This is a genomic window from Microvirga massiliensis (assembly GCF_001006805.1).
Taxonomy (GTDB): Bacteria; Pseudomonadota; Alphaproteobacteria; order Rhizobiales; family Beijerinckiaceae; genus Microvirga; species Microvirga massiliensis.
The window spans coordinates 317,025-337,941 of sequence record NZ_LN811356.1 but is presented as its reverse complement, the minus strand read 5'-3'; the positions used below and the strand labels follow the sequence as shown (position 1 = coordinate 337,941).

The window sequence follows — 20,917 nt, the reverse complement described above, 5'->3', positions numbered from 1 at the left end:
ATCATCCTCGCCAGTGGAGGGCAAAGATCAGCGTGAAGAGCCGCCGGGCCGTATCGAAGTCGAGTTCCAGCTTCCCCGTGAGCCGTTCGACGAGGAGCTCGGCGGCTTCGTTGTGGAGGCCCCGGCGGCCCATGTCGATGGCCTCGATCTGGGCGGGCGACGCGCTGCGGATCGCCTTGTAGTAGCTCTCGCAGATCATCTCGTAGTCACGAATGACCTTCCGGAACGGCGAAAGGGAGAGGTGGTGCGTGACGACGGGCTCGCTCCGCTCGGTTCGGACCTCGAAGCAGAGACGCTTCTCCACGAGCGCAATCTGCAGCTGGTAGGGCCCGCCTTCGTGGCCCGGAACCGCGAAGCAGTTGGCTTCGAGGATGTCGTAGATCGCGATGGCGCGCTCGTGCTCCTGGTCCGGGTTGCCGCGGCCGATCGAAGCCTCGTCGAGCGTCACGCTCACGAGTCGCTGTCGGGTCTTGCCCCCGCTCTCCATCCGTCCTCCTCGGTCGGGCAGGCACCCGATCCGGTACAGCAACTGCCGGACCTGTCGGGAACGCGACTCCGGCATCCGGCAGACCCTAGCGGGTCAGCGCGTGAATCAGGATCCGATCCTGCCTTCGCCGGAGATCAAGCTGTGGAAGCCTTACCCGGCGAAGCGTCTGCCGCTCTCGGGAATTCTGGCCCAGCTTCGGGCAGAACGCTATCCGCGGCGATCCCCGAGGTTCAGGCGGATCTCTACCGACCGGGCATGCCCCTCGAGCCCCTCCGACCGGCCGAGCGCGATCGCCGCCGGACCGAGCGCCCGCAGAGCCTCGGGGTCGCATTTCAGGATCGAGGTCCGCTTCATGAAGTCGAGCACTCCGAGCCCGGACGAGAACCGGGCGGACCGCGCAGTCGGGAGCACGTGGTTCGGCCCGCCGATGTAATCGCCGATCGCCTCGGGAGTGTGGCTGCCGAGAAAGATCGCGCCCGCGTTGCGTATCCTCGCCGCCAGTGTCTCCGCGTCGGCGGTTTCGATCTCGAGATGTTCCGGCGCGATGCGGTCCACGAGAGGCACCGCATCCTCGAGCCTTTCCACGAGGATGATCGCGCCGAATTCCATCCAGCTCGCCCGGGCGATCGCGGCGCGCGGCAGGGTCTCGAGCTGGCGCGCGACGGCCCCATCGACAGCGTCCGCGAGGGCGGCGCTCGACGTAACGAGGATCGATTGCGCGGCCGTGTCGTGCTCGGCCTGAGCCAGGAGGTCGGCCGCGACCCAATCCGGATTCGCATCGCCGTCCGCCAGGACGAGCACTTCCGAGGGCCCGGCGATCATGTCGATCCCGACCTGGCCGAAGACCCTCCGCTTCGCTGCCGCGACATAGGCATTCCCGGGGCCGACAATCTTGGCGACAGGCGCGATCGTCTCCGTTCCATAGGCCAGGGCAGCTACCGCCTGGGCGCCGCCGACCCGGTAGATCTCGTCGACGCCGGCGAGCCGGGCGGCTGCGAGCACGAGAGGATTGATCTCGCCCCGCGGGGTCGGGACCACCATCACGACCCGCTCCACCCCTGCGACCTTCGCGGGGACGGCGTTCATCAACACCGATGAGGGATAGCTCGCGGTCCCGCCCGGTACGTAAAGGCCGACGGACTCGAGGGAAGTCCAGCGCCAGCCGAGGGTGACACCGGCCGAATCCGTGGAGATCCAGTCGGAGGGGCGCTGAGCCGTGTGGAAGGTCTCGATCCGCTCCTTTGCGAGAGACAGCGCATCGAGCGCCGCACGATCGCAATCCGCCAGCGCGACATCGACCTCCTGTGCGGAGACGGCAAGGCGTCCGGGGCTCAGTTCCAGTCCGTCGAACCGGGCGGTGTAATCGATCAGCGCGGCATCGCCCCGGGCGACGACGTCATCGATGATCGTGCGCACCGCGTGGTCGATATCCTCCGAGACTTCGCGCTTGGCGGCTAGGAGACGATCGAAGGCGCGCGAAAAATCCGCCGATCTCGCGTCGAGGCGCTGCGCCATTACAGTCGGCCCGCAGGCAGGCGCTCGGGCTGATCCACTTCGTCATGCTTGGGCCGGCTCTCCGCCTCCCAGACCGGCCCGAGATCCTTCATCTGCATCTCGACGCATTCGAGATCGAGCTGGATGGCGCCGCCTTCCGCAAAGATGAGAGTCGCGGTCCCGGACGGGGACGTGGACTCCTCGAAAGTGATCGCCAGCAGATCGAGGCTCGCATCGGGCTTGCTGCGGTCGATGCCACGAGCCCGGACCGCGTTGACCCGCTCGAAGTGCAGTCCGGTCAGGCGCCGCCGCGGCGGCTGTCCCGGATCGGCCTCCCAGTCGAATCGGCGCGCCACCAGGGCGAAGCGCCGCTCCCGCGGCAGGTATGTCAGATCACCGACCTTGACGATCGCGTCCTGCAGATGGGCGGAAATGACCGCGAGGTCTTCCTGATCGAGAGCGACGAGTTTCAGGAGGTCCATGGCCGGTGAGCGCTCCTGCCGGGGCTAGAATGTCGGTATCGATGCTCAAGTAGAGACGGCTCGCCGCAAGCGCAACCTTCCGCCACCGCCGAGACCAATCGAGCGGCTCCACGCGATTCGGCGCGCGCGCCCGGAAACCCTCTCGCAGGAAATTCGTGCCATCAGGGCAGTCCTCCTCCGCCGATCCGCCCGAGGGCGCAACCTTCCCCTATCGCCGGGGTTCATCAACGGATGGAGTCGGCCGGGCGCCGCCCGAGCCGAGGATCGTCCCATGGCGGGTCCATGGAGCAGGAGTGTCGTGTCATGAGAGGAAAGATTCTTGCGGCAGCCGCCTTGGGCCTGCTGGTCGGAACCCCGGCCTCGGCGCAGGGCTATTACCGCTATGGCGAGCCGCCGGTTTATGAGGAGCGCCCCTACCGCGGTGGCCCGCGCGACTACTATGATCGCCGGGATTTCGAGGACGAGTATCGCGGCCCCCGCCGCCGCTACGGCTATGACGAGCCCTATCGCGGGCGGCGAGCCCGGATTGGCGGGATCTGCGTGACCTCGCGCGGCAATTGCGAAGCCCCGGGCCGGGCTCCCATCAACACGCCCTGCCGCTGCTACATCCCGGGCTTCGGCGAGAAGCGCGGCGCGATAGGCTACTGAGCAGCGCCGCGATGCGGGAACCGTTCGGGCGAGGTCAGCTCTTGATCCGCTCGATCTCGGCGCCGCAGCGCCCGAGCTTGGCCTCGAGGGCCTCGAAGCCGCGGTCGAGGTGATAGACCCGGTTGATCATGGTCTCGCCCTCGGCGGCGAGGCCGGCGATGACGAGCGAAACCGATGCGCGCAGATCCGTCGCCATGACCGGCGCGCCCCTGAGCCGCTTGACCCCATCCACGAAGGCGCTGTCGCCGTCGAGCCGGATGGAGGCCCCGAGGCGGGCCAGTTCCTGCACGTGCATGAACCGGTTCTCGAAGATGGTTTCCGTGATGCGGGACGTGCCCTTGGCCCGGGTCATCAGGGCCATGAACTGCGCCTGGAGATCAGTCGGAAAGCCCGGAAACGGATCGGTCGTGACATCGACCGGCTCGAGCCCGGCACCGTTCCGCCTGACACGAATGCCTTCGTTTGTCACGGAAATGTCGACCCCCACCTGGCCGAGCGTATCGAGGGCGAATTGCAGGAGGTCGGGTCGGGTATTGGTCAGGGTGACATCACCTCCGGTCATCGCGACCGCTATGGCATAGGTCCCGGTCTCGATGCGGTCGGGCAGCACCTCGTGGCTCGCGCCATGGAGGCGGGAAACGCCTTCGACGACGATCCGGCAGGTCCCTCCGCCCTCGATCCGGGCTCCCATCTTAACGAGGCAGTTCGCGAGATCCGCCACTTCCGGCTCACGGGCGGCGTTCTCGATGACGGTCGTCCCGTTCGCCAGTACCGCCGCCATCAGGGCGACATGGGTGCCCCCCACCGTAACCTTCGGGAAGACGATTTCACCGCCCTGCAGCCCGCGCGGCGCCTTCGCGACCACGTAACCGCCATCGATCTCGATCGTGGCCCCGAGCCTCTCCATCGCCATGATCAAGAGATCGACGGGCCGCGTTCCGATCGCGCAGCCGCCCGGCAACGAGACCCTCGCCTGGCCGAATCGGGCCAGCAGGGGAGCGATGACCCAGAAGCTCGCCCGCATCGTCGAGACGAGCTCGTAGGGTGCGCAGGTATCGATGATGGTGCGGGCCGTGAGCCGGACCGTCTGGCCGGTCTCCGAGGTCTGGCCGGGACGCCGCCCGGCGATCATGTGGTCGACCCCGAAATTGCTCAGGATCCGCAGGAGCGACGAGACGTCGGCGAGCCGCGGCACGTTCGTGAGCTCCAGCGTCTCGTCCGTGAGAAGGCTCGCGGTCATGAGCGGAAGAGCCGCGTTCTTGGCCCCCGAGATCGGGATCGTACCGTTCAGCGGAGCGCCGCCCCGGATGCGAATGCGGTCCATCGTCGTCCTTTCCGCCGCTCGGGCGCAACTCCATGCCGGCTCGCACCGCGAAACCGGTGGATTTCGAAGTCTCTCCGGAGCCCATTCCCATCACGCGGAATGAGCGCCTGCCATGGGATGGTCCCGCATTCCCCTGCGGTGAGCCACCAGATACTTCGCCGGATGCGGCTTAGCGCTCCGGCGTCTCGTTTTCGTTGCCGTCCGCCGGCGGCGCGGCCGCCGGGCTGTCGCTGCGCTGGGTTTCGCGGCCCCGCGCCTGAGCCTTGCGGCGCTTTAGGTTTTCCTTCAGCGCAGCCCTGAGCCGCTCCTGCCTCTCTTGCGATTTCACGCTGGACATGGTTCACGCGACCGTTCGTCTCGCGACGCAATACTGAGTTCGCGAGAGCCGCTCAACCGGAATATTGCGAAGTGGCACCTGGGGTGCACCTTGATCCGGATCAAGGAAAGCCGCTGCGTCACCCCATATTGGCGCATAAGCGCTCGGTGAGATCATGGATTATCAAGGCTTTTTCACGTCGGCACTGGATCGGTTGAGGGCGGAGCGGCGCTACCGCGTCTTCGCCGACATCGAGCGGGTGGCGGGTCGCTTTCCGCAGGCCATCTGGCACGCTCCGGACGGCCCGCGGCCGATCACCGTGTGGTGCTCGAACGATTATCTCGGCATGGGCCAGCACCCGGACGTGATCGCCGCGATGGCCGATACGGCGCAACGGCTCGGCACGGGGGCGGGCGGCACCCGCAATATTTCCGGGAACAGCCACCCCATCGTCCGGCTCGAGGCCGAACTCGCCGACCTGCACGCCAAGGAAGCGGCGCTCGTCTTCACCTCCGGCTACATCTCGAACCAGACCGGAATTTCGACCATCGCCCGCCTGATTCCGGGCTGTCTCATCCTCTCCGACGCCCTGAACCACAATTCGATGATCGAGGGCGTGCGCCAGTCCGGTTGCGAGAAGGCGATCTTCCGGCACAACGACCTTGATCACCTGGAAGAGCTCCTGCGCGGCGCCGGCGACCGCCCGAAGCTGATCGTGTTCGAGAGCGTCTATTCCATGGATGGGGACGTGTCGCCGATCCACGCGATGTGCGATCTTGCAGAGCGCTACGGCGCCATGACCTATCTCGACGAGGTCCATGCGGTTGGGATGTACGGCCCGCGTGGCGGCGGCATCGCCGACCGCGAGGGAGCCATGGGCCGGATCGACGTGATCGAGGGCACGCTCGGGAAGGCCTTTGGGGTTCTCGGCGGCTACATCGCAGCCTCCCGGGCCGTCGCCGACGCCGTGCGCAGCTATGCGCCGGGCTTCATCTTCACCACCGCCCTGCCCCCGGCCGTGGCGGCGGCCGCGGCCGCTTCCGTCCGGCATCTCAAGCGCTCCGGAGCCGAGCGAGAGGGACAGCAGCGCCAGGTGGCGCGCACCAAGGAGGCCCTCGCCGCAGCCGGCCTGCCCATCCTGCCGACCGAGACCCATATCGTGCCGATCATGGTCGGCGACGCGGAGGCCTGCAAGGCGGCCTCGGACCGCCTCCTCGAAAAGCACGGGATCTACATCCAGCCCATCAACTACCCGACCGTGCCGCGCGGCACCGAGCGCCTGCGAATCACGCCCTCCCCGCTCCACGACGAGACGGCGATCGCGGAGCTCACCGCCGCCCTGGTCGAAGTCTGGGGAGTCCTCGGCCTGCCCCTCGGACGCGGGAGGATGGCAGCCGAATAGTCGCCCCACGGATGGCTTGCGCCTAGGGCCGGGCTGTGGCACTAGACCGGCCCACGCAAGGGCGTTTGCCCCGGCGCCGCGCCGTCGAGCGCGGCCGTGCGAAGATGCTGCCGTAGCTCAGTGGTAGAGCACTCCCTTGGTAAGGGAGAGGTCGTGAGTTCAATCCTCACTGGCAGCACCATCATTCCTTTAGATTTTCCAATGAGTTGAGCGGATAGACCGCTCCTCTTCATCTGGCAGAATTAGGCGGAACATCGCAGGAACATCCCCACTGAATCCGGGGACTTTGTTCCGCAGGCGTTCCGCACCCTATCTGGCTAGAGGGATGACGGGCCGGAGCCAATCGGCCTGAAAGTAGGCGCCGGAGTCGGGCGTCGGGTGCTGCTGATAAAGCGCCGACCAGGTGCGCGCGTTGCTCCTGAATTGCGCCCAACGGCGCCCGTCGAACCACTCGGGCCAGAGGAATTCCCCAGGTTTGCGCCCGAGCGGATCGTCCGGGAGATCGCAGAGCGCTGGCAGACACAGCACTTCCACACGTTGCCGTTGCGGCATTCGATCGACCCGCTTTCGCCCTTCCAGCCTCGAGGGAGGATGGAGCCCGCGAGATCGTCCTCGTGCCACCGCGTCTGAATCAGCGCGATCCAGCCGCCCGGAATCAGGCGGGTTTTCAGGTCGTCCTCGTAGGCGTCGAGCGTTTTCCGCCGGATCACCGGACTGTCCGCATCCTCGCGGCCTTTCACGGGATCGTCGATCAGGAGCCCGTGCGCGCGGTTGCCGGTGATGCCCGACAGGATGCCGCCGGCCATGTATTCGGAGCCGTTCGTGAGCGCCCACTCGTCCGCGGCGCTCGAGTCAGCGGAGAGCGCCGTGCCGAACAACGACTGATAAGCGCGGGAGCGAACGATCTGACGGGCCCGGCGCCCGTGCCGACGGGCGAGGTCGGAGCCGTAGGACGTGAGGATGTGCCGCGCGCCCGGCCGCTTGCCCATGAACCAGGTCGGGAACACGACGGATGCGTAAGTCGACTTTGCCGAGCCCGTCGGCATGAACACCATGAGCCGCCCGTGCGGTGTCGAACTAATCGCCTCGAGCTTGTCGCAGAGCAGCAGATGATGCGCGGCGACGGAAGTTTCGATCGGATACAGCCACGCGTCGGGATCGTCGGAGACAGGCTTGCCGGGGATCTCGACGGCGTTGACGAAGCCGGCGAGGCTCTCTCTAGCCCTCCGCCTCCGGAGCAGCTCCGCCGCGGCCTGCTGCGGCGATACGTGCAAGTTCATCGTCGCTCAGTTCTGCAGCTTGCCGAGTCTCGATCGGGCCGCCGTCGCGGCCGGTGAGTTCGTGCTGCTTTTTCTCGGGGATGAGCTTGGCGATGAGGGACAGGTAAATGTCCGGCCGCGCCTCACGCACGCGAACGATCGTGTCCCGCGCCGTGGTGCCGCTCGAGAAGTCGCGGAACAGCTCCGCAATGAACTTCTCCGAGAGCGCATCGCGCGAGCCTTTCGGCCGCCCTTTCGGATTGCCGGATTGCCCCGGCTGAAACTTGGCCATGTGATCACACGCCATCAATCCTTGCCGAGACTACCGGGCAAGACGGATGTACGAGCGCGCACATAACCGCGGGGCTGATCGCGCGTATGATGGGGTCACTATGGCAAACACTTGTGAGGCTACAAATGTCCACGAGTAGCGACTCCTCGCCACCAGCTACAGCCAGCCCCGCTGCTGATTCAGGATCCTCGACACCAGCTACAGCTGCACCAGCCGCCAAGTCCGCAGGGGCTGGAAACCAATCTTCACAGCCAGCGACAACCGTACGCGCTGAAGACATCATGCAGGATCAGCACTCCAGTATTCTTAAGGAGTATGCAACCACAGCGGCGGCGATTGGCATCCGCGATATGGAGTTCTTCAAGAACCGGGCCGCAGCTCCGATGGGACCGGGCCGAGGATGGATCGAGCCGTTGGATGGCGCTTCTTCAGACGAGGCATTCGCCTTCATTGATGAAAATGGGAAGCCACAACTGTGGGTAACCCCGTTCGAGCCCGACAAGTACCGCCGTTGGTTCGACGTTTTTACCCGAAAGTACTACGGGGTTGAGTTTAGCAGGATCGCGACCGGAGTGCCGCACAATATCGATCAGCTTTACCCCAAGGCAGCAGGAAAAGAGCAAGAATTCCGCTACGTACGAGCGACTGCAATCGACCCAATCTCCAACCAGAACATAGGCAGGACGATTGAGAAACAAATGAAACAGCGCAAAGTCGAGATTAAAAAAGACCCGGCGCTGCTAGACTCCAAGAAAGAGCCCAAGCCGATACGTAATGCAACCCCATTCACACTCGGAAAAGTGACGGGCTTCCATGAGAGCTTTAAGTTGCCGGACGATCGGAGCCTCCCTGCCAACAGAGGAGTGGCAGAGAGACTGATTGCTCATGTAGAAAAATACTTGCGAGTGAAAAGCCCGCTCGTCTCGCAACAACTCAATATCGAGCTTACCCAGTTATCCGCCACAAGAATACAGACACCTATAAGTGAGAGGCCGGAAAAACTGGGTCGCGTGACGTCGGATTTCACCAAGCGTTGGTCAAAGTAGTTGCGGGACTGAAGCCGACTTGTGGTTCAAAATTGGCTGGCGCGCCTACCGCTCACTACAGGCGTGCAATCAAGTGGCCATGGCACAATCTCCTGTGACGCCGCCGAGCCACGCGATGGCCGAGCACGGCACGCCTTCCGTGCGCAATCGCGTCAACGCCTCCTCGAGATGCCAGCCTGACGTTGCCACGTCGTCGACCAGGAGCGCCGGTCCCGCAGGCCTTTCCCTCATCTCGAGCGGCGGGAGATCTAGGTTCGCTTTCGGATGCGACGAGCCCGGAGCAGGACGCGTCGTGAACACGGGAGCAAACGTCGCGCCGAGCAGCTCCGCGACGCTGGATGCGAGTTGGAATGACAGACAATCGTCACGCTTCGAATGCCCGCAGGCGATAGGAACGACGGACGCTGGCGCCGGGCCGATCTTGCGCGCGAGATCTACGATCTCCTCCGCGATGTGCCTGATGACAGCCGGATCGAGGTCCAGCTTGAGCCGCTTAAGAGCTTGCAGTTCGGCATCCTTGGTATCCCGCCGCCATCGGTGCGCCACCAGGTAGGAGATCGTATTGCGCGAGTAGAGCGAGGGCTGCCAAACGAGAGGCCCGAGCGGCGACGGGCGATGCTCCGCCGGTTGGGTTGCCGACGGCAGCGCCCAGGAGCGCATGGGCTTCACGCCTGTTTTGTCCCTGTTCTTGCAGCAAAAGGTGGGCGCAGCGAGTGCGCGTCATTCGGCTTAACTCGACTTCTGATGACCACAGTACAGAGGGATCGTTCAAGGAGGCCGCCGGGGCGATGCCGGCCCGGCGGGTCGTTGAGGCTTACGAGTGGCAGCTAGCCCGGATCAAAGGATCGGATCCAGCAGAGCAAGGAGAGCAATCTCCTGCCCGTGACCGGTCAACGGGGACGGATTGCCATCCGCATCGATGGTGTAAGTGAAACGTCCGATCGTGAGCACCACCTCGTTGTCAAACTGATCGCCTAAAATGTTCCGGCCGGTCGCGACGCTCGTGGTCGACCCGTCCGAATTGTGCGTATTGTGGGACGTGCCGGTGATGCTGAAGGTCAGAGTTTCATCAGTGTCTTCGTTGACAAAGACAGCCTGTAGTGCGGGCGAAAGAACAATCTCTCGATCTCCATGATCGATGGTCTTTGTACCTGGAGGATCCGAGTCTCGAAGACTCTCCTTCCCCCAGATCTGAAGCGTGATCTCGTCGAACCCGAAGGGTGCGAGATTAAAATCCAGTTCCTCGTAGTGCTCTCTCGGCATAATTACCTCCTCTGGAGGCCCCGGTGCGGACGATACGCCGGGTCCGCAGAGCTGCCAAGGTGGCTTCAGTAGAGGCTCAGTTGAACCGGCCTTGGAGAAGGTCTGCGGAGACGCAAATACTTGCAAGAATTACGGCAGTGAGCCCGCGCAGGCGTGGGCCCGGAGAGGGCTGAGTGCACAGTTAGGGCTTTCGACAAGGGAGCCAGCACGGGCCGGAAATGCTTCGCCCGTCAACGGAAATCGTTCCGTTGGCCGCACCCGACCGCTGCTCCGAGGCGCCATTACATTAAGGGACGTGCGAACAGCGTGACCATATCACACCGCTTCTACGCCGCAAACGCCGAGCTGGACTGCCGTCGCGCGGCCGAATATCGAAGCCTCGACCGTGACCCGCTCCTCCCCCGGCGCGGTCACGATCGCGGTATACGACGCGAACGGCCCGTCCGTGATCCTGACCTTTTGGCCGGCCGCGAGCGCCGTCGCGAAATCTGGTTCGGGTTCCCGGCCCTCCCCAGGCGGGCGAGATCTTCCGCCTTCACGCGATAAGGCCGACCCGTGGCGGGATCGGCGAGGAGTGCGATCGCGCCCTTCACCCGGTTGAGATCCGGCCACTCCTCCGGCAGATCAGCGTTGAACGCAGTGAACACGTAACCGGGCATCAGTAGGCGCCGGAAACTGCAGTTCCGGGTTTTCGAGCGCCCTGGCACGAACCGCCCGGTCGGACGGCATGGGACCGAGAGTTTCTCGGCCGGGAGATAGGCCAAGACGCCGAGTTCCCCGATGCGCTCCCGCGTCGTCGACTCGCGACCGGGGATCGCCTGGACCGCGTGCCAGTGCCGTCCAGGCTCAAGCGCTGGGACGGGCTCCGGAGCCTTGAGCACGAGTTCGACGCGCCCGTTCGGGCCCTGCCGTCGTGTCAGGTAGCTCTTCGCGACCCGGTGCGAGAGCGCCGAGGCGCGATGTCTGCTGCGTTGGGATTTGCGTCCCATGTCCCTGCCCTGTCCTCGTCGCTCACGCCACGCCACGCCGCGCTGTGCCGGCCCGTCCCGCGGGGCGAAGCCGAATTCAGCGAGGATTTCCGGCGGCACGGTGCAGCCCGCCTCATCGAGGCGGGGGCCGAGCTGCCGGAGCCACGTCGCGGGGTTCACCTGAAACTTCCGGATGAATTTGCGCAGCATGTCCGGCTCGAGATCCGAGGTCACGATCGGTTTCGGATCCGGGCGCGCCGTGCCGAAGCGCTTAGAGCCCGTTTGAGAATGTCGCATGGGGTCAGTTTAGGTGGGCTGACCGCCACATGAGCTGGATGTGGATCCAGGAACACCGTGAGCGCCAAAGAGTGTTTGAACGGCGGCGCTACCCGACCGATCTCACCGATGCCGAATGGGAGCGGATCCGACCACTTCTGCCCAGGCCTGCCAAGCGCGCGCGCAAGCCCGGCGTGGATTTACGCGAGATCCTGAACGCGATCCGCTATCTAGCGCGGGCCGGCTGCGGTTGGCGCATGCTGCCCACGAACTTCGGGCCGTGGCAGACCGTGTATTGGTGGTTCCGCCGCTTCGTGCGCCGGCCTCTGTTCCGGACGCTGCACGATGTGGCGCTGATGCTCGACCGCGAGCGGGCCGGGCGCGCGGCGAGCCCGAGTGCCGGCGTGATCGACAGTCAGAGTGTGAAGGCCCCAATCGCTCCGGGCGGGGGTGGCTATGATGCCGCCAAGAAGGTGAAGGGGCGCAAGCGGCAGATCGCCGTGGATACGGGTGGGCGCCTCCTGATGGTCAATCTCACGACCGCTGACGTGCAGGTTGCGGCGGGCGCGGAAGCGATCATCACGGCGATCCGCAAGCGCTGGCCGTGGCTGAAACATCTGTTCGCCGATGGCGCCTATGACCGCGGCAAGCTGATGAGCAAGGCCGCCTACCGGGACTTCGTGATCGAGATCGTGCGCAAGCTCTCGGATCAGAAAGGCTTTTAGGTGCTGCCGCGCCGGTGGGTAGTCGAGCGCAGCTGGATGATGCGCTGGCGCCGGCTCGTGCGCGATTACGAAGAGCGCTGCGATGTCTCCGAGGCCATGATCTACATCAGCATGGGAAGCCTGCTCCTGCGCCGCATCGCTCACCCATAACAATTCTCAAACGGGCTCTAAGAACAATTGCGAAAACGTCTGCCACCCTGATATCGCTCACGCCCATCAGCTGCGCGTTTCCAGCCGCCTGGTGATCTCGCGGATTCGCGCCTCGTGCGCAGCCCAGAACCGCGTGCTGTCTTTGGCGGTGCGTGCCCCCTTCCGCAAGCGGGCTTGCGCCTGCGCGAGTTTGAGCTCGCGTGCATACATCGCTTCGGCACGCCCTGCAGGCCGAGGTTGTCGAGCGCTCGATGCAGGCGCATTCGCTGCGAGTGAAGCAGAGGCAATGGCCGACGCACTATCCGAGGGTTCAGCCGACGGAAGTGCCCCACCGGCGAGCGGAGATCCGATCGCGGCGAGGTACTGGCGCACTCTCCGGCAATACTCTATCGAGAGAGGCGACATCCATTCCTCGCCCCATCCGGCCCGGTATTTCATCAAGGCCCGGCACAGATCGCCGCCGGCGAGTTGCCAGGCGCGCGCCAGATACATCACACCGTAGCGTATGTTCGTCTCCGGTGCGAACAGGGCCGCAGCACCGCTGGCGTGACCCAGCATGGCAGCCGTCTCGGGCCTGACCTGCATCAAGCCAACCTCACCGACGCCCCCAACTGCTCCCGGTGCATAGCCGCTTTCCACATGGACTACCGCATCGACGAGATCGGGCGGCAATCCCGCGCGCTCGGCAGCGCGCGCGACGAGGTCAAGATAGAGGCGCCGGTTGCCCGCATAGGTCTGCGGAAGACCGATCAGGCCGTCGATCTCGGGAGGCAGCAAGACTTCCGGGAAGCCGTCCGTCGTCACGGCTGAGACATCGGATCGGGCAGCAGAGGAGAGCGAGAGCGTGATTACAACGCCGGCACATGCCGCACACACGCGAATGAAGGACACTCTGCTATACGGTGGAATCTTCACCGGCGAACTCCGGGCTCATCCAAGCATGAGACGGAAACGCGAGCCGCAAAACATGAACTCGCGTGCAGGAAACAAAGCTTGAATGGCAGATTGCCCGTCGAGGCGGCATCGAGTGATGCCGCCGCAACGCTCATCGCTTGTACTCGCGCGCCCATCTTTGCGATCGACGGGATCTAATTGGAGTTCACCCGCCGCGGCACTGACTGCAGAAATTCCACAAGCTGATCCTTCCAGAATTTCGCCATGGCTGTGGTGCCATGGCCCCGCGTGTCCTCGCTCGCCGGGATGAGGTAAAGGCGACCGTTCTTCACCCTCTTCAGCTCGCGATCCATGACTCCCGTCTCGGGCGGGTTGCGCTCGTCATCTGCGGAATTGATGGCCAGCAGCGGGGCTTGGATGCGCTCCAGACCCGGTGCCGCATTGTAGTCACGCGATGATTCCCATTGATAGATGAAGTCGTTCGCATCGGCCTGGAAGGGGGCAGCCAAACGCTCGTCGACCAACTTGTCGGCCGTCTCGCGCGACGGCGCCAGCTTCTGGTAGGCCAGCGTTCCCCCGCTCGTCCCGATGGCGAAGGTCACGTTGGCGAGCTTCATCGAGCCTGGCTGCTTGGTGTAGTCGCCGTTGTTGTAGTCAGGATCGTTTCGAATTGCTTCGATCAGGAGACGCCGCATCATCCAGTTGCGAGCGGCCATTTCGGTCGGTTGCGCGGCCATCGGGACCAGTGCATCCATGAAATCCGGATAGGTGGCTCCCCAGATCCAGGTATGCATACCGCCCATCGAATTGCCGAGTACGAGGCGCAAATGACGGATGCCCAAACCCTCAGTCACCAGTTTGTATTGGGCCATGACCATGTCGTCGTAGTTGTAGCGCGGGAATTTGGTGCGCAGCCCGTCGGAAGGCTTGGATGATTTTCCGGCGCCGATCGCATCGGGCAGGATGATGAAATACTTGCTCGCATCGAGCGGCTGGCCCGGACCGAACAATTCGCCCGCGAAAGCCGGCGTGAGCATGCTGGCTCCCGAGCCGGCAGTGCCGTGCAGGATCAGAACCGGCTCTCCCGATGGCTCGCCGACGGTCCTGTAATGCAGGCGAAGTTCCGGCACGACCTCACCGGTGTGGAACCGGAAGTCTCTGGCAGTCCAGGCGCCTTCCTTCGGGGCTGGATACTCGGCTGCTAAGGCCGCGAGCGCGACCAGAGACAGAACTACGCTCGTCAACACAATCTGCAGCAGGTTCAGGATCCTCATGGCGTTTCCCTTTGTTGCGGCGGCTGCAGTAAAACCTGCAGCAATCGTTTCAAACGACCTACAGTCGCACCGAGCTCTGCGCCGGGCAAGCCGTCAGACGGCTCGGTGCAGCGCTGTCGGTTCCGATGCGCGTGCTGCCGCAGCGAGCGGAAGATCTATCCTGGGCTTCCCTATTCCTCGCAGGCGCACCGGGCGTGCCTGCACGACCCACACCGGATCATCGCAAAGCGCGCCAATGCGGTATAGGCGGACATCGGCCTCCGCGTATCCCTTCCGGCGTACAGCCTCCGGCTTACGGAGATTTTCATCCGTCATATCGGCCTCGCAGCCCTCGCGGGCCCGAGCGCTTCTACATCCGGCACGATGATCGCAAACCGGTCCGCCAACGCGGCCAGTGCTGCCTGCTGCACGATGTGAGCTGGAACAGAGCCGCCCGTTCCGAGCGGATCGGGCAGATCACGCGTTGCCGTCGCGGATGCCACGATGGTCGTTCTATATCCGAGGTCGAGAGCGGCCCGCGCTGTCGAACTCACGCACATATGCGTCGCGAAGCCCGCGACCAGGAGTTCCTGCCGGCCCGTCGATTGGATCCGGTCTTGCAGATCCGTTCGTGCGAACGCATTGGGCAAGGACTTGGTGACGACCTCCTCGCCCGAGACCGGCTCGAGTCCCTGGATGATGTGTGACGTCGGGCTGCCCGGATCGAAGAGCTTCGCGCCCGGGCGGGCATGGTGGGCCACGTGAAAGACGGGCGTCCCGTGACGGCGGGCGAGCGCCAGCAATCGGCCAAGCGCCGCAACGGCGCCTTCGATTCCCACGAGAGGCAGGCCGCCACTCTCGAGATACTCGCGCTGAAGGTCGATCAGGACGAGAACGGAGCTTTCGAATGAGCCCGGATGGCGCGGAGCGCCTGCGAGCTCGAGAAGAGATCTTGGTCTACTGGTCATCATGGCCTCCCATGCCACGGCGGACCCGTGCCCGCCCCGATCTCCTATGGCATTGAACAAGGCGGCTCGCTCCGAGTGATTGAGCCAAGCTTCTGCGCAGAAATGCGCAGGGCAGCCGCATCTACCCGAAGTCACCGGTGAGCAGCCCCCGTTCCTGCGTCATGATCTCGATCAGAACGTCCATCACGGCGCGCACGCGCGGCGAGCGCCGGACATCCTCGTGAACCACGAGCCAGATGTCTCGTCCCGGCACTCCCTCTCGCTCGAGACACACGAGATCTGGATCGTTACCGGTCGCGAAGAAGGGCAGAACCGCGGTGCCCAGCCCTGCCCGGACGGCGGAGAGCAGACTCACGAGATCGTTGGCTCGAAAGACGAGCGGACGCCCTCTCGCATGGTCCCGCAACCACATCTGTTGCGGCACGTCCTCGAGGCTCTCGTCAAAGCCCAGAAGATCCATCGTGTCCGGATGTCGCCCGGCTATGTGAGCGCGGCTCACAAAGAGGCCATAGGCGCTGGTCGCCACCTTGCGGGTGACCAGGGACGAGCCTTCGGGCCGAGCAAGGCGAAGCGCGAGGTCCGCCTCGCGCCGCGTCAGGCTGACCGAGATGTTCGAACCGGAGAGCTCCAGCTCGATCTCGGGATGCCGTTCGCGCAGGAGCCCGAGACGCGGTGCCAGAAAGAGGCTCGCAAAGGCCGGCGGCGCGCTGACCCGAACGGTGCCGGAGAGTGCCGGCCCTCTCCCCCGGACCATGCGCTGAAGCGCGAACACGTCCTCTTCGAGGCGCTCCACCTGCTCCCGAAGAGGTTCCCTTCGGGTGTGAGCACGTATCCACGAGGCAGGCGGTCGAACAGCCGGATGCCGAGCGCTTCTTCGAGAGATGCAACGCGCCGCGCCACGGTCGAGTGATCGACCGGCAGCGCTCTTGCGGCGGCCGACAGGCTCCCCGTTCGCGCGAGCTCGGCAAAGAACCTCAGATCGTCCCAATCCATCCGGTGCAGAAATCCCCGGACTCCGGCGCGAACGGAATATCAGCCGGCGCGAGCCGAGGCCGAGCCAGAGTTGCTACCAGCCTGAGGTCGCCTGCGGGCGCTCCCGTAACTTGGCCGGACTCCTGAACGTTCTCCGATTGGTATTCCTGAGGAGAGCGGTCATGGATCCCGGGATCCTTGAGCGTCACTGGTGCGAGATCGCGCTGTCGATCTCGCTTGTTTTCATCGCTTTGATCATTGCCGCCCCACTCTGGAGTTGAGCCTCCGTCGCGTCGCGACCCAGCGCTGCCGCAAACCTTCCGAGAGTGGTCAAATCAAGAGCCGTGCAGGCCGCGGATTGCACCCGGGCCTGAACCTCGCGAGGACGGTCCGCGCCCGCATTCTCGAATTCAGGCTGGCGCTCGCCCGGAGCGGAACCTGCATTCGTCAGCCTCGTTGAGTCCCGCTACACGAACAAGGAGCTCTCGACATGGCAGCCAAGCAGAAGACACTCGACGATCTCTTCCTGCACACCCTCAAGGACATCTACTACGCGGAGCGGAAGATCCTGAGAAACCTGCCGAAAATGGCAAAGGCGGCAGAGTCCCAGGAACTCAAGCAGGCCTTCGAGAAGCATCGCGAGGAGACGCAAGGCCAGATCGAGCGCCTCGAGCAGGTGTTCGAGCTGCTCGGGAAACGCGCGCAAGGCGTCACCTGCGAAGCCATCAATGGAATCCTGGAGGAAGGCGAGAGCGTGATGGAGGATTTCGGTGAGAGCGAAGCGCTCGATGCCGGCATCCTCGCCGCAGCCCAGGCGGTCGAGCATTACGAAATCGTCCGCTACGGAACCCTGAAGACCTGGGCGCAGGAACTCGGCATGAATGATGCCGTGAAGCTCCTCGACCAGAACCTCCAGGAGGAGAAGAAGACGGACGAACTCCTGACGCAGCTCGCAGAAGCCCGCGTCAACACGAAGGCAGCCTGATATCTCGAGGCCCTGCGGGGGCGCCGTCACTCGGCGAGAGCATCCCGCAGGGCCGTACCCCCATTCCTGCTCGATACCGTCCTGCGTGGGGCGCCGGGAAATCGGCCAAGGGCCTCGTCGCTGCTCCGATCCTTGGCGTCACTCCTCGACACGAAGAGCCTCGAGTGCGGATCGCACCGAGGCCTTGAGTTCGTGTGAGCTGAAGGGCTTCAGAGCCCAACCGACCGGGTTCGCCCGCTCTCCCCTCTGACGGGTGTCGGGGTCCGAATGCGCGGTGACGAAGAGGCTGCGGATCCCGAGACGGGAGTGGATGTCCGTTGCGGCTTCGATCCCGTCCAGTCTTCCGGCCAGCCTGACATCCATCAGAACGAGATCGGGCCGTTCGCGTGCGGCAAGCTCGATCGCCTCCTCCGCGGTGGCCGTGATGCCGATCACGTCGCAGCCGACCTCGTTCAGAATGGTCTCCATGTCCATCGAGACGAAATAGTCGTCTTCGACCACCAACACCCGGGCTTTCCGGACCCGTCCTCCCGAACCGAGCTTTCCTTCCGGGCCGAAGGCCATCCGGGCGCCGGTCCCGAACGAGGGTGCGAGGCGATAAACGGGATGGGCTGGAAGAACGCTCATCATGAGGTCGCCTCCTCGCCTCCGGCCCGAGAGCGATCCCTGAAGCGTACGAGGACACGGGCACCGGGGGTTTTCTCGACCGAGAGAGCGCCACCGAGCTGCCGGACAAGCCCGCGCACGAGGCCAAGGCCAGAGACCCGCTTTCGGGCTTCCCCCAATTCGAATCCCTGTCCCCTGTCCTCGACGGACAGAACGTAATCGCCGGCCACGAATTCCAGCCTCACCTCGATCTCGGGCTCCCCCTCGGGAGGTCGGCCGTATTTCAAGGCATTGGCGATCAGTTCGTTGAGGATCAGCGAAACCGGTACCGCCATGTCGTTCGCGAGTTGCACGGAATCGGCGTGAACGGTCAGGCGGGCGCTCTGTCCGGAGGCCTGCAGAATCGCCGACGCAATGGTCCGGACGAACGCATGGGCATTCACTCCCGCCAGACTGTCGGAGCTGTAGAGCATCTGCTGGACGGCCCCGACCGCCACGAGCCGCCGGGAGGCATCGCCCAGCACTCTCTGCGCCTCCTCGTTGCTCGCTTCCCGCTCCGCACCGGCAAGCATGCCTGCCAGCATCTGCATGTTGTTCTTCACCCGGTGGTGAAGCTCGCGCAGGAGCAGATCGCGCTCTCGCAGGGTCTCTTCGAGCACGGCCTGGGTGTGCTGGCGCTGCCGCACTTCGGCATTCAGCTCGCACACCTTACTGGTGAGCGCGACGAAGCGCTGGTCCTCGATAGGGGCCAGCCGCACCAGAAGGCTTGCCGGCACGCCATCGGCAGCGGGGATGATCAAGCTGGCATTGACCCGAAACGGGCCGAGGCCGGTCTCCGGCCGTGCGTGCAGGCTGCCGGGGAGCGGCTGCCGGGACCCCGAGGCACGCCTCAGGAGCAACCGGAAGCCGGAAGGGTCCTCGCAGAGTGCAGTGAGATCGCTCCCCAGCACCTCGCGGTCGAAGAGCGACAGAGCCGACCGGTTGGCATGGTTCACCTCTCCCACCACCGTGACGACTAGCGCGGGCTCCGGAAGCGCATTCAGAAGCGCCAGCGCATCAGCGCTGAGCGTCATCGTCGCGCCGGAAATACTCCCGGGTGTTCGGTTCAGCATCGGGCGCCGGACGGAGATGGACAACGACGCGACAATCCGGGTGTCCCTGAGCGATCGTGCGCTCCAGTTCGACGCCCGCATAGCCAAGGTTCTGGGCTGCGATATAGCCGAAGACGTTCGAGGTCATCATGCACAAGGACGGGCGGTCGCGAACCCGATCCCCGAACGGACAGGCCCGGTTCCCGAAGACGATTCGGTCTTCGGTTTCCTCCAGGATGAAGAAATCGCCCCGAATCCGGCGCTTCAGGTCGACCAGAACATCGGCGACCTGTTCGCGGGTGAGCCGGTCCACGGCCAAGGCATGGCGATAATCGTGATCGATCTGCTCGCCGATCGCGCCACCTACGACGCTGATATAGCCCGAAGCTTCATCGAGGCCGACCACGTCCTGAAGGGTGCCGGCGAGCTCGCGCAGAAGCGTCCGCAGGAAAACATCCCGTTCGAGGGGAACATCCAGATGCGCCACCTCGCTGTCACGCGTGTCAGCTGCCGGAGCGGGCATGAGTAGCCTTTTCAACCCCCGAAAGGCGCGAACCTGCCCGGCTGGACGGTCCGCCTCTTGTTGGCCCGAGCTATAGCGAGGTCGATTTGGCCTGACAATCACGCCAGATGGTATAGGCATCAGGGTCGGGAGGCTGCATTCCCCCAGCATCAGAGCTGCCGCACTCTCCGAACTTACTCATCCTTTCCCGGCCTCGTTTCGCATCCGAGCACAAGGGACGTGGCTTGACCTTGACCGCTCATGGCCTGCCTATTCCTATAGCGGGCGCTACAGGTTTTCGTCATGGGTGGATGGGTGAGACAGATGGTGGCTTCTGCCGCCCTGTTCGGAGCGATGATCATGAACCTGTCATCAGAAGCCCAACCCGCGATTCCCTCGCCTCTGGACCGGCAACTCATGGTTGCCGCGGAAAAGGGCGACGTCGAGGCGGTGAAGCATGCACTGCGCGAGGGCGCGGCAATCGACGTTCGCGACGACCGCCGGCGCACACCGCTCATGGCAGCGGTTCAGAATAACCGAATCGAGACCGCCAGGGTGTTGATCGAAGCGGGCGCCGACGTGAACGCTAAGGATTCGATCGACGACAGCCCGTATCTCCTCGCTGGTGCCAGAGGTTATCTCGACATCCTGCGGCTCACGCTCGCCCATGGCGCCGACCTGAAGAGCACGAACCGGTTCGGCGGAACGGCACTCATTCCGGCCTCCGAGCGGGGACATGTGGAAACCGTGCAGATGCTGATCGCGGCCGGCATCGATGTCGATCACGTCAACAAGCTCGGATGGACCGCCTTGCTCGAAGCAATCATCCTGAGCGACGGCGGGCCGCGACATGTCGAGATCGTGCGTCTTCTGATCGAAGCCGGAGCCAACGTCGATCTGGCCGACAAAGACGGTATAACGCCGATCGAGCACGCGCGCAGACGCGGCTATCGAGAGATCGAACGGCTTCTGGCGGCGGCCGGAGCCCGATGAAAGGAGGATGCAGTGTCATCGACGGAACGCTTTCTGTGCGAAGCCATCGCGCTTGCGCGTGATAATATCCGTGAGGGCGGGCGGCCGTTTGGCGCCGTCGTGGTCCGGGACGGCGAGGTCATCGCCCGTGGTGTCAACGAGATGCACAGGACCAACGATCCGACGGCGCACGCCGAACTCCTGGCGATCCGCGCCGCAGGCCAGGCGCTCGGAACGCTGCGTCTCGATGGATGTGCGGTCTATGCGAGCGGAAATCCCTGCCCGATGTGTCTGGCAACAATGCGCATAGCGGGAGTGCGCGAGGTGGCCTACGCCTATTCCAACCAGGACGGCGAGCCCTATGGCCTGTCGACCGCCGCCATCTATGCGGAGCTCGCGAAGCCGTTTTCGGAGCAGTCGATGAAGATCGACTATGTCCCGGTCCGTCCCGAGGGAGAAGCGGATCTCTACGAGGCGTGGCGGGCGACTTCGGCCAAGTAAGAGAGCCTTGCGAGGCCCTTGGGGTCGCTGCGCCTCCGCCA

23 protein-coding genes, 1 tRNA gene and 2 pseudogenes are annotated in these 20,917 nt (G+C 64.5%); 8 read left to right on the top strand and 18 right to left on the bottom strand.

Translation table 11 applies throughout. The features are described 5' to 3' along the window. Position 1: 1 nt before the first annotated feature. The 3 genes from BN1233_RS22075 to BN1233_RS22065 form a co-directional block, all read right to left on the bottom strand. Positions 2 to 487, bottom strand: a complete 486-nt coding sequence (locus BN1233_RS22075; protein WP_046865750.1) for a UPF0262 family protein — start codon at positions 485 to 487, stop codon at positions 2 to 4. 207 nt (positions 488 to 694) lie between these two features. After that, on the bottom strand, positions 695 to 2,002 hold the full coding sequence (hisD, locus tag BN1233_RS22070) for a histidinol dehydrogenase (RefSeq protein ID WP_046865749.1): 1,308 nt from the start codon (positions 2,000 to 2,002) through the stop codon (positions 695 to 697). Beyond that, positions 2,002 to 2,463 carry a DUF2948 family protein gene (locus BN1233_RS22065; protein ID WP_046865748.1) on the bottom strand — a complete coding sequence of 154 codons (462 nt, stop codon included), beginning with the start codon at positions 2,461 to 2,463 and terminating at the stop codon, positions 2,002 to 2,004. The genes hisD and BN1233_RS22065 overlap by 1 nt, the downstream gene beginning before the upstream one ends. A gap of 303 nt (positions 2,464 to 2,766) precedes the next feature. On the opposite strand from BN1233_RS22065, the gene BN1233_RS22060 reads away from it, so the two are divergent. Then, a complete protein-coding gene (locus BN1233_RS22060; RefSeq protein ID WP_046865747.1) occupies positions 2,767 to 3,111 on the top strand; it encodes a hypothetical protein in 345 nt (114 codons plus the stop codon). Positions 3,112 to 3,145: 34 nt separating this feature from the next. Here the strand turns inward: BN1233_RS22060 and murA are convergent, their stop codons facing one another. Continuing rightward, positions 3,146 to 4,435: a UDP-N-acetylglucosamine 1-carboxyvinyltransferase gene (gene murA, locus BN1233_RS22055; RefSeq protein ID WP_046865746.1), complete on the bottom strand. Its 1,290-nt coding sequence runs from the start codon at positions 4,433 to 4,435 to the stop codon at positions 3,146 to 3,148. A gap of 169 nt (positions 4,436 to 4,604) precedes the next feature. Further along, positions 4,605 to 4,772, bottom strand: a complete 168-nt coding sequence (locus BN1233_RS48500) for a hypothetical protein (RefSeq protein WP_187144341.1) — start codon at positions 4,770 to 4,772, stop codon at positions 4,605 to 4,607. Between the two features lie 154 nt (positions 4,773 to 4,926). Here BN1233_RS48500 and hemA point away from each other — a divergent pair, with 154 nt between their 5' ends. Next, positions 4,927 to 6,153 (top strand): 5-aminolevulinate synthase, encoded by a 1,227-nt coding sequence (gene hemA / locus BN1233_RS22050; RefSeq protein ID WP_046865745.1) that lies wholly within the window; start codon positions 4,927 to 4,929, stop codon positions 6,151 to 6,153. 106 nt (positions 6,154 to 6,259) lie between these two features. Continuing rightward, a tRNA-Thr gene (locus BN1233_RS22045) sits at positions 6,260 to 6,334 on the top strand. A gap of 136 nt (positions 6,335 to 6,470) precedes the next feature. On the opposite strand, the gene BN1233_RS22040 is transcribed toward BN1233_RS22045, so the two are convergent. Together BN1233_RS22040 and BN1233_RS43155 are read right to left on the bottom strand one after the other, a co-directional pair. After that, complete coding sequence (locus BN1233_RS22040; RefSeq protein ID WP_052763876.1) at positions 6,471 to 7,433, bottom strand: hypothetical protein; 963 nt, start codon at positions 7,431 to 7,433, stop codon at positions 6,471 to 6,473. Beyond that, positions 7,372 to 7,704: a DUF5681 domain-containing protein gene (locus BN1233_RS43155; protein WP_052763875.1), complete on the bottom strand. Its 333-nt coding sequence runs from the start codon at positions 7,702 to 7,704 to the stop codon at positions 7,372 to 7,374. Before BN1233_RS43155 ends, BN1233_RS22040 begins: the two co-directional genes overlap by 62 nt. 281 nt (positions 7,705 to 7,985) lie before the next feature. Between BN1233_RS43155 and BN1233_RS22030 the strand changes: the two genes are divergently transcribed. After that, positions 7,986 to 8,750: a hypothetical protein gene (locus BN1233_RS22030; protein WP_046865744.1), complete on the top strand. Its 765-nt coding sequence runs from the start codon at positions 7,986 to 7,988 to the stop codon at positions 8,748 to 8,750. Between the two features lie 69 nt (positions 8,751 to 8,819). Here the strand turns inward: BN1233_RS22030 and BN1233_RS22025 are convergent, their stop codons facing one another. The 3 genes from BN1233_RS22025 to BN1233_RS22015 all read right to left on the bottom strand — a co-directional run bounded on the left by BN1233_RS22025 (position 8,820) and on the right by BN1233_RS22015 (position 11,278). Beyond that, positions 8,820 to 9,419 carry a type I phosphoribosyltransferase gene (locus BN1233_RS22025; RefSeq protein ID WP_147707420.1) on the bottom strand — a complete coding sequence of 200 codons (600 nt, stop codon included), beginning with the start codon at positions 9,417 to 9,419 and terminating at the stop codon, positions 8,820 to 8,822. 168 nt (positions 9,420 to 9,587) lie between these two features. After that, positions 9,588 to 10,013 (bottom strand): hypothetical protein, encoded by a 426-nt coding sequence (locus BN1233_RS22020; RefSeq protein WP_046865742.1) that lies wholly within the window; start codon positions 10,011 to 10,013, stop codon positions 9,588 to 9,590. Between the two features lie 410 nt (positions 10,014 to 10,423). Further along, positions 10,424 to 11,278, bottom strand: a complete 855-nt coding sequence (locus tag BN1233_RS22015) for a transcription termination/antitermination NusG family protein (RefSeq protein ID WP_046865741.1) — start codon at positions 11,276 to 11,278, stop codon at positions 10,424 to 10,426. A 38-nt stretch (positions 11,279 to 11,316) separates the two neighbouring features. Between BN1233_RS22015 and BN1233_RS22010 the strand changes: the two are divergent. Further along, positions 11,317 to 12,132, top strand: a pseudogene (locus BN1233_RS22010) (IS5 family transposase). A gap of 66 nt (positions 12,133 to 12,198) precedes the next feature. Here BN1233_RS22010 and BN1233_RS22005 read toward each other — a convergent pair. The 5 genes and pseudogenes from BN1233_RS22005 to BN1233_RS51155 all read right to left on the bottom strand — a co-directional run. After that, positions 12,199 to 13,047: a transglycosylase SLT domain-containing protein gene (locus tag BN1233_RS22005; protein WP_082145578.1), complete on the bottom strand. Its 849-nt coding sequence runs from the start codon at positions 13,045 to 13,047 to the stop codon at positions 12,199 to 12,201. 173 nt (positions 13,048 to 13,220) lie between these two features. Further along, positions 13,221 to 14,300, bottom strand: a complete 1,080-nt coding sequence (locus BN1233_RS22000; RefSeq protein ID WP_046865740.1) for an alpha/beta fold hydrolase — start codon at positions 14,298 to 14,300, stop codon at positions 13,221 to 13,223. A gap of 311 nt (positions 14,301 to 14,611) precedes the next feature. Next, positions 14,612 to 15,247 carry a cysteine hydrolase family protein gene (locus BN1233_RS21990; protein ID WP_046865738.1) on the bottom strand — a complete coding sequence of 212 codons (636 nt, stop codon included), beginning with the start codon at positions 15,245 to 15,247 and terminating at the stop codon, positions 14,612 to 14,614. A 121-nt stretch (positions 15,248 to 15,368) separates the two neighbouring features. Continuing rightward, positions 15,369 to 16,040, bottom strand: a complete 672-nt coding sequence (locus BN1233_RS21985; RefSeq protein WP_244470788.1) for a LysR family transcriptional regulator — start codon at positions 16,038 to 16,040, stop codon at positions 15,369 to 15,371. 29 nt (positions 16,041 to 16,069) lie between these two features. Further along, a pseudogene (locus BN1233_RS51155) lies at positions 16,070 to 16,240 on the bottom strand (helix-turn-helix domain-containing protein); the annotation flags it as partial. A 469-nt stretch (positions 16,241 to 16,709) separates the two neighbouring features. Between BN1233_RS51155 and BN1233_RS21980 the strand changes: the two are divergent. Next, the gene (locus tag BN1233_RS21980) at positions 16,710 to 17,204 is read left to right on the top strand and encodes a YciE/YciF ferroxidase family protein (protein WP_046865737.1); all 495 of its coding nucleotides are present in this window, start codon (positions 16,710 to 16,712) and stop codon (positions 17,202 to 17,204) included. A gap of 138 nt (positions 17,205 to 17,342) precedes the next feature. On the opposite strand, the gene BN1233_RS21975 is transcribed toward BN1233_RS21980, so the two are convergent. Genes BN1233_RS21975 through BN1233_RS21965 form a run of 3 tightly spaced genes read right to left on the bottom strand, consistent with a single transcriptional unit; the run spans position 17,343 to position 19,424 of the window. Then, positions 17,343 to 17,834, bottom strand: coding sequence for a response regulator (locus tag BN1233_RS21975; RefSeq protein WP_052763873.1), 492 nt, complete (start codon positions 17,832 to 17,834; stop codon positions 17,343 to 17,345). Continuing rightward, complete coding sequence (locus BN1233_RS21970; protein WP_046865736.1) at positions 17,831 to 18,883, bottom strand: sensor histidine kinase; 1,053 nt, start codon at positions 18,881 to 18,883, stop codon at positions 17,831 to 17,833. The genes BN1233_RS21975 and BN1233_RS21970 overlap by 4 nt, the downstream gene beginning before the upstream one ends. Beyond that, positions 18,867 to 19,424 (bottom strand): methanogen output domain 1-containing protein, encoded by a 558-nt coding sequence (locus tag BN1233_RS21965; protein WP_046865735.1) that lies wholly within the window; start codon positions 19,422 to 19,424, stop codon positions 18,867 to 18,869. The genes BN1233_RS21970 and BN1233_RS21965 overlap by 17 nt, the downstream gene beginning before the upstream one ends. 339 nt (positions 19,425 to 19,763) lie before the next feature. On the opposite strand from BN1233_RS21965, the gene BN1233_RS21960 reads away from it, so the two are divergent. Together BN1233_RS21960 and BN1233_RS21955 are read left to right on the top strand one after the other, a co-directional pair. Further along, positions 19,764 to 20,396: an ankyrin repeat domain-containing protein gene (locus BN1233_RS21960; RefSeq protein ID WP_425311736.1), complete on the top strand. Its 633-nt coding sequence runs from the start codon at positions 19,764 to 19,766 to the stop codon at positions 20,394 to 20,396. A 12-nt stretch (positions 20,397 to 20,408) separates the two neighbouring features. Continuing rightward, entirely contained in the window at positions 20,409 to 20,876 is a 468-nt protein-coding gene (locus tag BN1233_RS21955) for a nucleoside deaminase (RefSeq protein WP_046865733.1), read from the top strand. Positions 20,877 to 20,917 lie beyond the last annotated feature (41 nt).